This is a genomic window from Streptomyces sp. NPDC060027, assembly GCF_042737005.1.
Lineage (GTDB): Bacteria > Actinomycetota > Actinomycetes > Streptomycetales > Streptomycetaceae > Streptomyces.
The window spans coordinates 21378-34085 of the sequence record NZ_JBHWVI010000080.1 but is presented as its reverse complement, the minus strand read 5'-3'; the positions used below and the strand labels follow the sequence as shown (position 1 = coordinate 34085).

At 71.1% G+C, this 12708-nt stretch carries 12 protein-coding genes; 4 read left to right on the top strand and 8 right to left on the bottom strand.

Translation table 11 applies throughout. From position 1 onward, the window contains the following. Positions 1–56 precede the first annotated feature (56 nt). From ACFWBT_RS20925 to ACFWBT_RS20910, 4 genes are all read right to left on the bottom strand, one after another. The gene (locus ACFWBT_RS20925; RefSeq protein ID WP_385702409.1) at positions 57–1154 is read right to left on the bottom strand and encodes a PDZ domain-containing protein; all 1098 of its coding nucleotides are present in this window, start codon (positions 1152–1154) and stop codon (positions 57–59) included. Positions 1155–1263: 109 nt separating this feature from the next. Then, the gene (locus tag ACFWBT_RS20920; RefSeq protein WP_385702406.1) at positions 1264–1449 is read right to left on the bottom strand and encodes a hypothetical protein; all 186 of its coding nucleotides are present in this window, start codon (positions 1447–1449) and stop codon (positions 1264–1266) included. Between the two features lie 151 nt (positions 1450–1600). Continuing rightward, positions 1601–2062, bottom strand: coding sequence for a molybdenum cofactor biosynthesis protein MoaE (locus ACFWBT_RS20915; RefSeq protein ID WP_385702403.1), 462 nt, complete (start codon positions 2060–2062; stop codon positions 1601–1603). 588 nt (positions 2063–2650) lie between these two features. Further along, positions 2651–3766, bottom strand: a complete 1116-nt coding sequence (locus tag ACFWBT_RS20910; protein ID WP_385702402.1) for an SDR family oxidoreductase — start codon at positions 3764–3766, stop codon at positions 2651–2653. A gap of 189 nt (positions 3767–3955) precedes the next feature. Between ACFWBT_RS20910 and ACFWBT_RS20905 the strand changes: the two genes are divergently transcribed. Together ACFWBT_RS20905 and ACFWBT_RS20900 are read left to right on the top strand one after the other, a co-directional pair. Further along, positions 3956–5389, top strand: coding sequence for a zinc-dependent metalloprotease (locus tag ACFWBT_RS20905; protein WP_385702399.1), 1434 nt, complete (start codon positions 3956–3958; stop codon positions 5387–5389). Continuing rightward, positions 5386–5907: an NUDIX hydrolase gene (locus tag ACFWBT_RS20900; protein ID WP_385702396.1), complete on the top strand. Its 522-nt coding sequence runs from the start codon at positions 5386–5388 to the stop codon at positions 5905–5907. The genes ACFWBT_RS20905 and ACFWBT_RS20900 overlap by 4 nt, the downstream gene beginning before the upstream one ends. A gap of 96 nt (positions 5908–6003) precedes the next feature. On the opposite strand, the gene ACFWBT_RS20895 is transcribed toward ACFWBT_RS20900, so the two are convergent. From ACFWBT_RS20895 to ACFWBT_RS20880, 4 genes are all read right to left on the bottom strand, one after another. Further along, positions 6004–6759 (bottom strand): AIM24 family protein, encoded by a 756-nt coding sequence (locus ACFWBT_RS20895; protein WP_385702394.1) that lies wholly within the window; start codon positions 6757–6759, stop codon positions 6004–6006. A gap of 16 nt (positions 6760–6775) precedes the next feature. After that, positions 6776–7456 (bottom strand): AIM24 family protein, encoded by a 681-nt coding sequence (locus ACFWBT_RS20890; protein ID WP_266762527.1) that lies wholly within the window; start codon positions 7454–7456, stop codon positions 6776–6778. Between the two features lie 11 nt (positions 7457–7467). Beyond that, a complete protein-coding gene (locus ACFWBT_RS20885) occupies positions 7468–9183 on the bottom strand; it encodes a TerD family protein (RefSeq protein WP_385702391.1) in 1716 nt (571 codons plus the stop codon). Between the two features lie 124 nt (positions 9184–9307). After that, positions 9308–9904 (bottom strand): M48 family metallopeptidase, encoded by a 597-nt coding sequence (locus tag ACFWBT_RS20880; protein ID WP_385702388.1) that lies wholly within the window; start codon positions 9902–9904, stop codon positions 9308–9310. Positions 9905–10121: 217 nt separating this feature from the next. Here ACFWBT_RS20880 and ACFWBT_RS20875 point away from each other — a divergent pair, with 217 nt between their 5' ends. After that, positions 10122–11321, top strand: a complete 1200-nt coding sequence (locus ACFWBT_RS20875; RefSeq protein ID WP_385702386.1) for a TOMM precursor leader peptide-binding protein — start codon at positions 10122–10124, stop codon at positions 11319–11321. Continuing rightward, a complete protein-coding gene (locus ACFWBT_RS20870; RefSeq protein ID WP_385702384.1) occupies positions 11314–12690 on the top strand; it encodes an ABC1 kinase family protein in 1377 nt (458 codons plus the stop codon). The genes ACFWBT_RS20875 and ACFWBT_RS20870 overlap by 8 nt, the downstream gene beginning before the upstream one ends. The last annotated feature ends 18 nt before the right edge of the window (positions 12691–12708 follow it).

Sequence of the window (12708 nt, the reverse complement as noted above, 5' to 3'; positions counted from 1 at the left end):
GTTCCGGGGCGCCCCCTCTCACGCACGAGCGGTACCGTGCGGGCCGGCGGTCGCCGTCAGCCCTTGGTGGTGCACTTCGGCAGGTCGGAGGTCCGGCCCGCGCTGATGTCCTTGAGGGCGCCCATCGCGTCGTCGATGGTGTCGACCTTGACGAGCGTGAGCCCGCTGGGGGTGTCCTTGGCCGCGGCGGCGCAGTTGTCCTTGGGCGTCAGGAAGTACTGGGCGCCCTTGTCGCGCGCGCCGACGGTCTTCATCTCGATGCCGCCGATGGGGCCGACCTTGCCGTCGTCGTCGATGGTGCCGGTACCCGCCACGAACTTGCCTCCGGTGAGGTTCCCCGGAGTGAGCTTGTCCACGATGCCGAGCGAGAACATCAGACCCGCGCTCGGGCCGCCGACGTCGGCGAGCTTGATGTCGACGGTGAACGGGAACGTGTGGTCGGTCCCGGCCGAGATCCCGACGATGGCACGGTCGCCGCCGTCGTCGTCGGACTTGGCCGTGGTGATCGTCACGTCCTTGGTCCCGGTCGCCGTCCTGTTCTCCTTCTCGGCGGCGGCCTGCTCCTTGGCGGGCACGATCGTGAACACGACCTTGTCGCCGGGCTTGTGCTTGGTGACCAGCTTCGCGACGTCGTCGGGCGCCTTCACCGCCGTACCGTCGACGGCCTTGATCACGTCACCGGCGTGCAGCCGTCCTTCGGCCGGGGAGCCCTTGAGGACGGTGGAGACGATCACCCAGGACTTCACCGGGATGTCCAGCTCCTTCAGAGCGGCCACCTTGGCGCTCTCCTGGGACTGGCTGAACTCCTCGGCGTTCTCCTGCGTCGACTGCTCCTCGGTCTTGCCGTCCGGGTAGAGGGTGTCGTGCGGCACGATCTTGTTGTCGTGCGCCAGCCATCCGTACACGGCCTCGACGAGGTTCATGTTGTAGTCGGCGCTGGTGACCCGGACCGTGGTCATGTTCAGGTGCCCGGTCGTCGGATATGTCTTGCGCCCGGAGATCTGCAGCACCGGCTCACCGTCGTGGTCACCCAGCGTGTTCACCGTGGGACCCGGTGACATCTCCGAGTACGGCACTTTGATGAACACTCCCGCGCACAGGAGCGCGATCAGGATCAGAGTGGAGGCGAGCATCGTCGCGGTGCGGCGTGGCATGGAACGACAGTACGGGACGGTGCTGTAAGCGCACCGTCGGGGCCGTCCGTACGTGGTGCTGCCCGACCCCGCGCGCCCACGGGCATCGCGCGGAGACGGACCCGGGGTCTCACGCCGCGTCGGAGGGGGACTTCTCCCGGGCGTCGGACCGTTCCATGGCCTCACGGAAGCGCGTGTATCCGGCGAGCTCGACACCGTCTCCCGCGGCCTTGCGATTCCGGCCGGCCCAACTGCCCCACAGTCCGGCACCGATCGCGGCCATAAACGGAATCAGCAACCAGGCAAGCGCCGCCATGTCGACCTCCCAACCCCATGAGCGACCGCAACTGACTGATCAGCAGATTAACCATCCGCAGTGTTAACGCTCACGGCAGGGCCCCGGTTACGCAACCGGAAGAGGAGGTGCGAAACAGGCCGGTCCTCAGCGGCGGAGAATCCCGCTCGTCTCAGCAGGCGCCGACCCACTCCTGCGACCCGTCGGAGAACTTCTGGTGCTTCCAGATCGGCACTTCGTGCTTGAGATCGTCGATGAGCTTGCGGCAGGCCTCGAAGGCCTCGCCCCGGTGCGCGCACGACACGGCGACGACGACGGCCAGGTCCCCGACGACCAGGTCGCCCACCCGGTGAACGGCGGCCAGCGCCCGCACCGGATACGCGGCGACCACCTTCTCCGCGACCCGCCGCATCTCCGCCTCCGCACTGGGGTGGCACGAGTACCCCAGCTCGTCGACGTCGGCGCCTCCGTCGTGATTGCGCACGGTCCCCACGAACAACGCGGTCCCCCCGGCGGCGGCGTCCCCCACAGCCTTGAAGACCTCGTCCAGGGAGAGCGGTTCGTCGCGGATCGCGAGCAGCCGGATCGGGTCCTGCGCGGCCTGCTCACCGGGATGGTCATAGGTAGGTGCCATGGCTCCATCGTGCCGCACCCCGCCGACACCGTGGAATACGGTTTTCACCCGGCACGCACGCGTGCGGCTTTGGAGCCTCCTACAGGGCCGGCCCCGACTTCACGAGCCCGTCCGTGACGCGCACGACGCTCACCGTCACGCCCCGCCCGACACCGGCAACACCGGCCGGCGGCCCCTGGCCTCACGAGCGGGCCCTGCCAGGTCCCCAGGGCGGGCGGCCTTCGCAGCGCGGTCCGGCACCGGCCCACGGGGCGGGATCCCCCGACACGGACCGTGACCGACACCCACAAGGCTCAACCGCACAGCCCGGTCCGTACCTGTTCCGACGGACTCAGCTCGACAACCCGGCCACGCCCGGCCCACAGGGCGCGGGCCGACCCACGGCACGGCCCGGAACCGCCTCCGGGGCAAGGCCCGGAACCGAACCCACGGCACGGTACGGAGCCGTCCCCACCGCACGGTCCGGAACCGGCCCGCGGCCCCGGACCGTGCGGCCGCGCCGCGCCGTCACCCTCCCGCACGTCACACCGCACGCCCCACCGCGCCAGGCCACAGACCGCCGCGGCACGGCATCGCACGGCCGTGATCTCAGATCCGGCGACGGGCCTTCCGCGCGCGCCGGACCACCGCGGCCGCGCCCAGCAGGGCCACCGTCGCGCCCGCCGCGCCCGCCGCGGTCGCGTCCTTGCGTCCCAGCCGCCGGCCCGCCACCGTGTGCCGCCCGGCAACCTCCTCCAGCAGCTCCGCCAGGACCTCCTCGTTGGTCCACCGCGGCCGCCATCCGGCGTCGTGCAGCCGGCTCCCGCTCACCACCCAGGGGTACATCGTGTAGGCGAGGTCCCCCGCGGGCGAGGGAGTGAGCCCGATCCGGTGAAGCCGGGCGGCGGCGCCCAGCGCGACCGCGGACGGCAGTTCCATCCGCCGGATCCCGCTCAGCTCCTCCACCTCCTCCTGCTCCAGCCAGCCGTCGCAGCCGACGGCCAGCTCGCCATCCACCTTCTCGACGACCGCGTACTCCAGCGCGCTGCACAGATCCTCGACGTGGCAGAACTGCCAGGCGGGCCTCGATCCCGCCACGACCAGCAGCCGGGGAGACTCGAAGTACCTGGTCAGCGCGGTGTCGGTGCCGCCGCCGACCAGCACCCCGGGCCGTACGACGGTCACGTTCAGGCCCGGGTGCGCCCGCGGGGCACGACGCGCGAGCCGCTCGATCTCCAGGAGGTCACCGACCCCCGTCGCCTCGGCCGTAGCCCGCAGTTCGGCGTCCTCGGCGAGGGGCAGCTCGTTGTCGGGCAGCGCCCCGTAGACCATCGCCGAGGTGCACAGCACGACACGGTGGACCCCGGCCGCCGCGGCGGCGGTGAGCACGGTCTGCGTCCCCCGGACGTTGTACGCCGTCCGGGCCGCCGCGTCCGTCTCCAGATCGAGGTCGAGCGCGAGATGCACCACGACGTCCGCGCCGCGCAGCTTCTCGGCGATCGCCGGGTCGCGGACGTCCAGGATGTGCCACTGGGCGTCGGCGCACTCGCCGCGCCGCTCGTCGATCGCGACGACCTGCTTGATCTCCTCGCTGGCGGCCAGCCGCTCGGTGAGCAGCGCGCCCACACCGGCCGCGGCGCCGGTGACCGCGACGACGGGGCCGCGCGAGGCTGGGCTGGTTGAGTGGTTTCGCGCTGCGCGAACCTGCGGATCTGGGGAACTCACCGGGCGTCTCCAGCGGTTGTCTTCAGTATGGACGCGCGTGACGCGCCCGTACCAGGTGGCATCCATCCTGCCGCAGTCGACGAGTCGGCGAAGCACCGAGGCCCGATCGGGTTCAGGTGTCTACGCTGGGTGGTGTTGTGGGCAGCCGCCGTCGGAACGAACCGGCGGCCTTACCAGCCGAGGAATCCCGTGAGTGACACCCCATTCGGATTCGGCCTTCCGCCGGAGGAGCCGGATAGCGGCGACGAGGGCAAGAAGAAGGACCAGCAGGGCGGTGGTGGTCAGGGATCGTTCGGTTTCGGGCTGCCCGGAGCCGGTGGCCCCGGAGCCGACAATCCGCTCGCAGCCATGTTCGGTTCCATGAACCCCAACGACCTGGGCGCCGCGTTCCAGCAACTGGGCCAGATGCTCTCGTACGAGGGTGGTCCGGTGAATTGGGACATGGCCAAGCAGATCGCCCGGCAGACGGTCTCCCAGGGCACCTCTGACGGCACCAAGGACGCGAGCGTCGGCCCCGCCGAGCGGCTGGCGGTCGAGGAGGCCGTGCGGCTCGCCGATCTGTGGCTGGACGACGCGACCTCCCTGCCCTCCGGTGCGGGCTCCGCGCTGGCGTGGAGCCGGGCGGAGTGGGTCGAGGCGACCCTGCCCGTGTGGAAGGAGCTCGTCGACCCGGTCGCCGAGCGTGTCGGCGCGGCCATGGGCGACGTCCTGCCGGAGGAGATGCAGGCCATGGCGGGCCCGCTCATCGGCATGATGCGCTCCATGGGCGGCGCCATGTTCGGCACGCAGATCGGACAGGCCGTGGGCGTACTCGCGGGCGAGGTCGTCGGCTCGTCCGACATCGGTCTGCCGCTCGGCCCGGCCGGCAAGGCCGCGCTGCTGCCGCTGAACATCGAGTCGTTCGGCAAGGACCTGAGCGTCCCCCAGGAGGAGGTGCGGCTCTACCTCGCCCTGCGCGAGGCCGCCCACCAGCGCCTCTTCGCGCACGTGCCGTGGCTGCGCTCCCACCTGTTCGGCGCTGTCGAGGGGTACGCGCGCGGGATCAAGGTCGACACCGCGAAGCTGGAGGACGTGGTCGGCCAGTTCGACCCGCAGAACCCGGAGGAGCTGCAGCAGGCACTCCAGCAGGGCATGTTCCAGCCGGAGGACACGCCGGAGCAGAAGGCCGCGCTGGCCCGCCTGGAGACGGCCCTCGCCCTGGTCGAGGGCTGGGTGGACGCGGTCGTCCACTCGGCGGCCAAGCCGCGGCTCTCGTCGGCCGACGCGCTGCGCGAGACACTGCGCCGCCGCCGCGCCACGGGCGGTCCCGCCGAGCAGACGTTCGCCACGCTGATCGGCCTGCAGCTGCGCCCGCGCCGGCTGCGGGACGCCTCGCGCCTGTGGGCCTCCCTCACCGACGCACGCGGCGTGGACGGCCGGGACGGCCTGTGGGCCCACCCGGACATGCTGCCGACCGCGTCCGACCTCGACGACCCGGACGGCTTCGTCCACCGCGAGCACCTGGACTTCTCCGAGCTCGACAAGATGCTCGGCGAGGCCGCGAGCGGCGCCGCCACCGAAAAGCCGAACCTGAAGAAGGACGACGACTCCGAGGACACCGACAAGGGCGACGGCACCGAGTGAGCCTGTACGACGACGCGGTCCTCGTGCTGAAGAGCCACGAGGACCAGGACGAGCTGCGCCAGGTCTATCTCGACCACCTGTCCGAGCATCCGGACGGCATGTGGAAGTCGTGCCACGCCGGGCATGTCACGGCGAGCGCTCTGGTGATCGACCCGATGCGGGGCCGCGTTCTGCTGACGCTGCACCGCAAGCTCCAGATGTGGCTCCAGATGGGCGGGCACTGCGAGCCGGGCGACTCGACCCTGGCCGACGCGGCCCTGCGCGAGGCGACCGAGGAATCGGGCATCCAGGGTCTGACCCTGGCTCCGGGCGGCCCCGTGACCCTGGACCGGCACGCCATCCCGGCGCCCTGCCACTGGCATCTGGACGTCCAGTACGCCGCCCTCGCCCCGGCAGACGCCGTCGAGGCCATCAGCGACGAGTCCCTCGACCTGCGCTGGTTCGCGTACGACGAGGTCGCCGAGGTGGCCGACGATTCGGTCGTACGTCTCCTGGAAGGTGCCCGCGCCCGGCTGTGACCGCCGCGCGGGCGACCGACGTGTAAGGGGCGACCGCCATGGCGGTCGCCCCTTACGTCTGCTCGCGGACCGTCGTATTCCGAACGGCCGATGCGGTCAGCTCCAGGCGTTGCCCTGGTTCTGCGCGTGGGCGCCGTGCTGGCCCATGCCGTACTGGGCGCGCACCCCCTGGCCGACCACCGCGTTCTGCGGCGGCAGGAGTTCGCTGGGCTGGATGAGCGCGTAGCCGTTGCCCATGAAGCTGAGCTCCCAGCCCTCACCGGTGTTGCCGCGGCGCCGCCACACCCCGGAGGAGTGGGTCTGGGCCTGCATCTGCACGCGCAGGCCGGTGGACCACGCGACGATCGCGTCGGCGTCGCAGTTGACGTACTTGTCCGGTGTGACCTGCATCATCAGCGGCATCCCGGAGGTCATCAGCGCGACCTTGCCGCGTCCCGTGATGTTGAGCTGGTACTTGCCGGAGCCGGAGATGCCGTACTGACTGTCTACGGCGATGACGTCGTGGTGCAGACCGGAGTCCATCGCCAGCACATAACTGCTGTCGACGGTGAGGCCGTCCTGATCCACGTCGACCACGTGCACGTGCTGGCCGAGGTTGGCGAGGTAGACCGTGCCCTGCCCGTGGCAGCGCATCAGGTCGAGGCCCTCGCCGGTGTGCGCCCGCGAGCGGCGCTGGCCGTTGTTCTGGAACTCGGCGTCGAACTCGACGAGACCCTGGTACGCGACCATGGTGCCCTTGCGGGCGAGGATGTCGTCGTGACCCTCCAGGACGACGCGCAGCATCTGCGAGTTCTGCAGGCTGTAGCGGTCCTGGGTCTGCTGCTCGTTGTAGCCGAAAAGCGGGCTCTGCATGGTGTCCTGCTCCCCCTCAGCCCCGGACTCGGAGGCGGTCGGTGCTGTCCTCGCTGGGCTGGACGACGACGATGCCCTGCCCGGAGAACGCCATCTGGTACGCCTCGCCGCTGCCGCGTCCGATCAGCGACTGCGCCTTGAAGCTGCGCTTGCCCTTCACCTTGAGGTTCGGGGACCAGGCGACGAGCGCGTCCGGGTCGACGTACGTCTCGTCCTCACCGCCGCCGCAGTCGACGACGATCGGCTTGCCCCGGGACGTCAGCGCGACCCAGCCCTGACCGGAGATCTTGGTGTTCCACAGACCCTGTCCGGCGAACTTGGCGAGCCCCTTCACCCGCTCGACGCCCCAGGTGAGGTGAGCGTCGAAGGCGAGCAGATTCGTCGCGTTGACGGAGATCGCGTCCCCGTTGAGGTTGATGACGACGACGTTCGCCCCGTAGTCGGCGAGGTAGAGCAGGCCGTCGCCGGAGCACTTCATGAGGGGCGCGCCCTCGCCGGTCATCCAGTCGCGTGCGATCTGGCGGACGGCGGGCGGGTTGGGCTCGTACTGGACGAACCCTTCGTAGGCCACCATCGACCCCACGCGCGCGAGAAGGTCGTTCCCGGTCTGCATGGCGACCTTCAGCATGTGATTGCCGTGGTTCTCCATGCGGGTGGTGACGGGTGTCGGGGCAAAGCCCGCGAATGGCTGGTTCATGACGGGCTCCCTCAGACCTCGTACGGCTGGACGACGACGAAATTGCCCGGCGCGGCACGGAACTGGAGGTTCACGCTCTCGCCGGTGTCGCCGGGGTAGGCGTTCCGGCGCATCCTCACCTGGCTGGAGACGATCACCTGCGCGGCGGCGGACCAGGCGACGACGGCGTTGCAGTCGGCGAACGTCGTGGGTGTCACCGGAAGCACCACAGGAGCGCCGTTCGTCTTGACGACGATGGTGCCGGTCCCCTGGAACTGCATCGTGAACAGCGCGCCCCCGGGGATGCCGTGCCCCTCGATACGGCGGACCTCGTACTGGAGGGACTCGTCGAAGGCGAGGACGTTCTCCGCGGAGACACAGATCGCGTCCCCCTGGAGTTCGATCGGGTGCACATGGGTGGCGTTCTCGGCGAAGAACACCTGGCCCTGACCGGTACAGCGCATCAGCTGCATCTCCTGGCCGGTCGCGTTGCCCACGATCCGGCCGGAGAACCCGGCGCCCTTGTAGCTGAAGTCGACCTTGCCCTGGTACAGCACCATGCTGCCCTGCCGGGCCAGTACGGGCTGACCGCCGATGCCGAGATCGACGCGGATGAGCTTCTTGTTCTGCGGAGTCCACCGCTGACCGGTGGGCGTCTCCTTGAAGGCACCCAGCGCGGCGGCCACACCGGCCCCGCCCTGCGGCGCACCCTGGGGCGCGCCGTACGGGGAGGGGGCACCGGACTGACCCGGGTACGGCCCGGGTGCCTGGCCCGGGACCTGCCCGAACTGCGGCTGCTGACCGTAGCCGGGGGGCGCCGTCGGAGGCTGCTGCCCGTACCCGGGAGGTGCCGTCGGCGCCTGCTGCCCGTAACCGGGCGGCATCGGAGCCGCCTGGCCGGGCGGCTGCTGGCCGTAGCCGGGCGGCGGACCGGGCGGACCGGGCGGACCGGGCGGCTGCGCGTACGGCGCGGGGCCCGGCGGCGGGACGGTGCCGCCCGGCGGGGTGTGCAGCGGCCCCACGATGGTGGGGGCGGCGTGCACGGGGGGCGCTGGCGCGTGAGCGGGCGAAGTGGCACCGGGCGGCGGCGCGAAGCCCTGGGCGGCGGGGGCCGGGGCGGGTGCCGCCGGAGCGCCGAACGTGGGCGGCGCGCCGGCCTGGGCCGGCGGCGCGAAGGACGGCGCCGCGCCGGACTGCGGCTGCGGAGCGGCGGGCTCCTCCTCGGCGACCTCGCCGCCGAAGTTCTTCAGCAGCGCGTCGAGACCGCCGTCGAAGCCCTGCCCCACGGCGGCGAACCGCCAGACGTCCTTGAGGTAGAAGTCGCCCAGCATCACGGCACGTTCGGTGGAGAACTCCGCGCCGCTGAAGGCGTACCGGGCCACCTCCTCGCCGCCCGCGACGACACGGAGATATCCGGGGGCGATCTGCGACATCTGTCCGGCACCGTCGAGCGTCGCCGTGAAGGACAGCTTCTGGATCTGCGCCGGAATCCGGTCGAGGCTGACCCGGAAGGACTCCGAGTCACCCGACTGCGCGCCGAGCAGCTGAATGGACTCCTCGGGGGACTTCGGCTGGTTGAAGAAGATGAAGTAGCGGTCGTCCGACAGCCGTTCGTCGGCGTCCAGACCGAAGCAACTGATGTCGAAGGTCAGCCCGGGGCCGGTGATCTGCACACCTACGTACAGATCGGTGCCCGCGGTGAGGTCACTGATCTTGGCCTTGTGGCCGCGTTGGAATTCCCTGGCCATGCGTAACGACCGTCCCCCATCCCGATGCGAGTGCGTCGCGTCAGGCTAACGGCAAAGTCCGGAAGTGGACGAAGCCGGTACAGACCCGGTACACAATCGCGCCCGCGGCGGGGCGGACCCGCCCCTACTCGTCGCGCACGGCCGGGAGGTGGGGCAGGCGCTCGGCGGCGACGACGCCTTCGAGATATCCGCGAGCCCGTTCGGTACGCGGATAGGCCTCCAGGAGCCGCCAGAAACGCGGCCCGTGCCCGGGTACGAGCAGATGGGCGAGCTCGTGGAGGAGAACGTAGTCGACGACGTACTCGGGCATGCCCTGCAGCCGGTGCGACAGACGGATGCTGCCCTCGGAGGGGGTGCACGAGCCCCAGCGGGTGTTCTGGTTGGTGACCCAGCGCACCGACGAGGGCCGCGCGCGGCCCTCGAAGTAATGGGCCGACAGCCGCTCGGCGCGCTCGGCCAGCTCGGTGTCACCGAGCACCCGTTTGCTTTCCTGGGCGGCCAGTTTGTCGAGCATGACGGTCACCCAGCGCTGCTCCTCCGCCTCGGACATGCGGGCGGGGATGAGCACGACGGTGCGATCGCCCTCGCGGTACGCGGAGACCGTTCTGCGCCGTCGGGCGCTCCTGCGGACCTCGATCGCGCTCGCCCCCGAACCGCTCGGCGGCGGGCTCGTCGTGCTGCGCTTGGATTTTGCGGCGCTGTGCAGTGGATCGGCGGGCACGCCCCGACGTTACCCGCTGCACATGGGGGAAGTCCCGCCCCCGGGACGGTTCGATGCCGATCCGCACTCCGCGCGTTTGATTTGTACGACGAACGGTGCCGCCTGTGGACAACTTTCGGCGGGGCTCGACGCGGACGGGCATGCTGGCGATCGGTCCGCCGTGCGGCAGTCGCACCGCGGACAGACGGGGACGTTCTACGACCTACGGGGGTAAGTCATGCATCCGATCGTGAAGCCCGCGCTGCGGCGCGGCTGGCGGGACCTCAACACCGTGCAGTTCGGAATGGCACCGGCGCACGCGATGGTGCTGGGCCCGATGGACACGGCGACAGGCAGCTTCCTCGAGCTGCTCGACGGGACACGCGGAATGCCGCTGCTGCGCGAACAGGGCCGCGAGATGGGCCTGCCGGACGGCCATGTCGACGGGCTGGTGGACCGGCTGGCCCGGTCGGGTCTGCTGGACGACGCGACCGGAGGCGGCCCGGCCGCGGACGCGTTGCGTGAGAAGACGGAAGTCATGGACCGGCTGCGATCCGACCTCGCCTCCCTCTCCCTCGTCGCCCGCCGGCCGGGCGGGGCCGTCGAGCGTCTGGCCGCCCGCCGCTGTCTGCGCGTGCAGGTGCGGGGCGCCGGCCGGGTGGGGGTCGTCCTGGCAGCGCTGCTCGCGGGCGCCGGTGTGGGCGAGGTCGAGGTGCGTGACCTCGGCCGCGTCGAACCGTGGGACGTGGCGCCGGGCGGCCTTCCCGTCGAGTCCATCGGTGAGCGCAGGGAGGATGCCGCGCGGCGGGCGGTGCGCCGAGCGGCCCCGGACCGTCCGCCCCGGGCCTCCTCCAAAGAGAGGCAGGAGAGGGAGGGCGAGGAGACCCGCGGGCTGTCCCTGGTGGTCATCACTCCCCGGGACGGCCTCGGCGTCCACGCGCCGGACCCGGTGTCGGCCGAGAGCCTGATCGCCTCGGGGACGCCCCACCTCTACGCGGGTGTGGTCGAGGCGACCGGGATCGTGGGGCCCTTGGTCCTGCCGGGCGACACCGGCTGCGCCGGCTGTCTGGACCAGCAGCGCACCGACCGGGATCCGACCTGGCCGCGTCTGGTCGCGCAGTGGCGCTCGGGGCAGCAGCGCCGGGTGGCCGCATGCGATCTCGCCCTGGCCTCGGCGGTCGCCGCACTCGCCGCGAGCCACGCGCTCGCCTTCCTGGACGGAGATCAGCCCTCCAGCGCGGGAGCCCGCTGGGAGGCCTCGCTCCCCGGATGCGACTGGCACGCGAAGCCGGTTCGGGCCCATCCCGGCTGTCCCTGCGGGACCGCGGAGAAAACAAAAGGGGAGCGGACCCCCGAGGACGGCGAAGGGCACGAGACAATGGCGGGGCAACAGCCGCACGCGACACGGCTTGCTGGGACCTGGAGGGCGCATGTCTGATCTTCCCCGGAAGGCAGTCACCCGTACTGCCAAACTGGCCGCGCTACCGCTCGGCTTCGCCGGGCGGGCGACCTGGGGACTCGGGAAGCGGATCGGCGGAAAGTCGGCCGAGATCGTGGGCCGCGAGCTTCAGCAGCGGACCGCCGAGCAGCTCTTCAAGGTGCTCGGGGAGCTGAAGGGCGGTGCGATGAAGTTCGGGCAGGCGATGTCCGTCTTCGAGTCGGCGCTGCCGGAGGAGGTCGCGGGCCCCTATCGGGCGGCGCTGACGAAGCTCCAGGAGGCCGCGCCCCCCATGCCGACCCGCACGGTCCACTCCGTGCTGGAGGAGAGGCTCGGCGCGGACTGGACCGAGCTGTTCACGGAGTTCGAGGACAAGCCGTCCGCGGCGGCCTCGATCGGCCAGGTGCACCGGGCGGTGTGGCACGACGGGCGGGAAGTCGCCGTCAAGGTGCAGTATCCGGGGGCGGGCGAGGCACTCCTCTCCGATCTGACCCAACTCGGCCGGTTCGCCCGGCTCCTCGGTCCCCTGATCCCCGGAATGGACATCAAGCCGCTCATCACGGAGCTGCGCGACCGGGTCTCCGAGGAGCTCGACTACGGCCTGGAGGCGCAGGCCCAGGCGGCGCACGCCGAGGAGTTCGCGGACGACCCGGACGTCATGGTGCCGGCGGTGGTCCATCAGTGCGAGCAGGTCCTGGTGACCGAGTGGATCGACGGGATACCGCTGTCGGAGGTGATCACCGACGGCACGCAGGAGCAGCGGAACCGCGCCGGCCAGTTGCTGGCCCGCTTCCTCTTCTCGGGCCCCGCCCGCACCGGCCTGCTGCACGCGGATCCGCACCCGGGCAACTTCCGTCTTCTGCCGGACGAGAAGAGCGGCTGGCGCCTGGGCGTCCTGGACTTCGGCACGGTGGACCGGCTTCCCGGCGGTCTGCCCCAGCCGATCGGCGATTCCCTCCGCATGACCTTGGAGGGTGACGCCGAGTCGGTCTACGAACTGCTCCGCGAGGAAGGCTTCGTCAAGGAGTCGATAGAGCTCGAACCCGACGCGGTCCTGGACTACCTGCTGCCGATCATCGAACCGGCCCAGGCCGACGAGTTCACCTTCACCCGGGGCTGGATGCGCAGCCAGGCGGCCCGCGTCGCCGACCCCCGCTCTCCCGCCCACCAGTTGGGCCGGCAGCTGAATCTGCCGCCGTCGTACCTCCTCATACACCGTGTGACCCTCAGCACCATCGGTGTGCTGTGCCAGCTCGGCGCGACGGTCCGCCTGCGCGACGAACTGGAGGGTTGGCTGCCGGGGTTCGTGCCGGAGGAGGAGTTGGAGGACGAGGAGCTGGACGAAGAGGTGGCGGCCGCCGAGGCGTGAGACACGCCTCGGACGCGG

Excerpts from the sequence above, each read along its gene's own strand:
- ACFWBT_RS20875 (WP_385702386.1), top strand. The coding sequence starts at position 10,122 with ATGCATCCGATCGTGAAGCCCGCGCTGCGGCGCGGCTGGCGGGACCTC.
- ACFWBT_RS20895 (WP_385702394.1), bottom strand. The coding sequence starts at position 6,759 with ATGCAGAGCCCGCTTTTCGGCTACAACGAGCAGCAGACCCAGGACCGC.
- ACFWBT_RS20870 (WP_385702384.1), top strand. The coding sequence starts at position 11,314 with ATGTCTGATCTTCCCCGGAAGGCAGTCACCCGTACTGCCAAACTGGCC.
- ACFWBT_RS20920 (WP_385702406.1), bottom strand. The coding sequence starts at position 1,449 with ATGGCGGCGCTTGCCTGGTTGCTGATTCCGTTTATGGCCGCGATCGGT.
- ACFWBT_RS20925 (WP_385702409.1), bottom strand. The coding sequence starts at position 1,154 with ATGCCACGCCGCACCGCGACGATGCTCGCCTCCACTCTGATCCTGATC.
- ACFWBT_RS20915 (WP_385702403.1), bottom strand. The coding sequence starts at position 2,062 with ATGGCACCTACCTATGACCATCCCGGTGAGCAGGCCGCGCAGGACCCG.
- ACFWBT_RS20890 (WP_266762527.1), bottom strand. The coding sequence starts at position 7,456 with ATGAACCAGCCATTCGCGGGCTTTGCCCCGACACCCGTCACCACCCGC.
- ACFWBT_RS20885 (WP_385702391.1), bottom strand. The coding sequence starts at position 9,183 with ATGGCCAGGGAATTCCAACGCGGCCACAAGGCCAAGATCAGTGACCTC.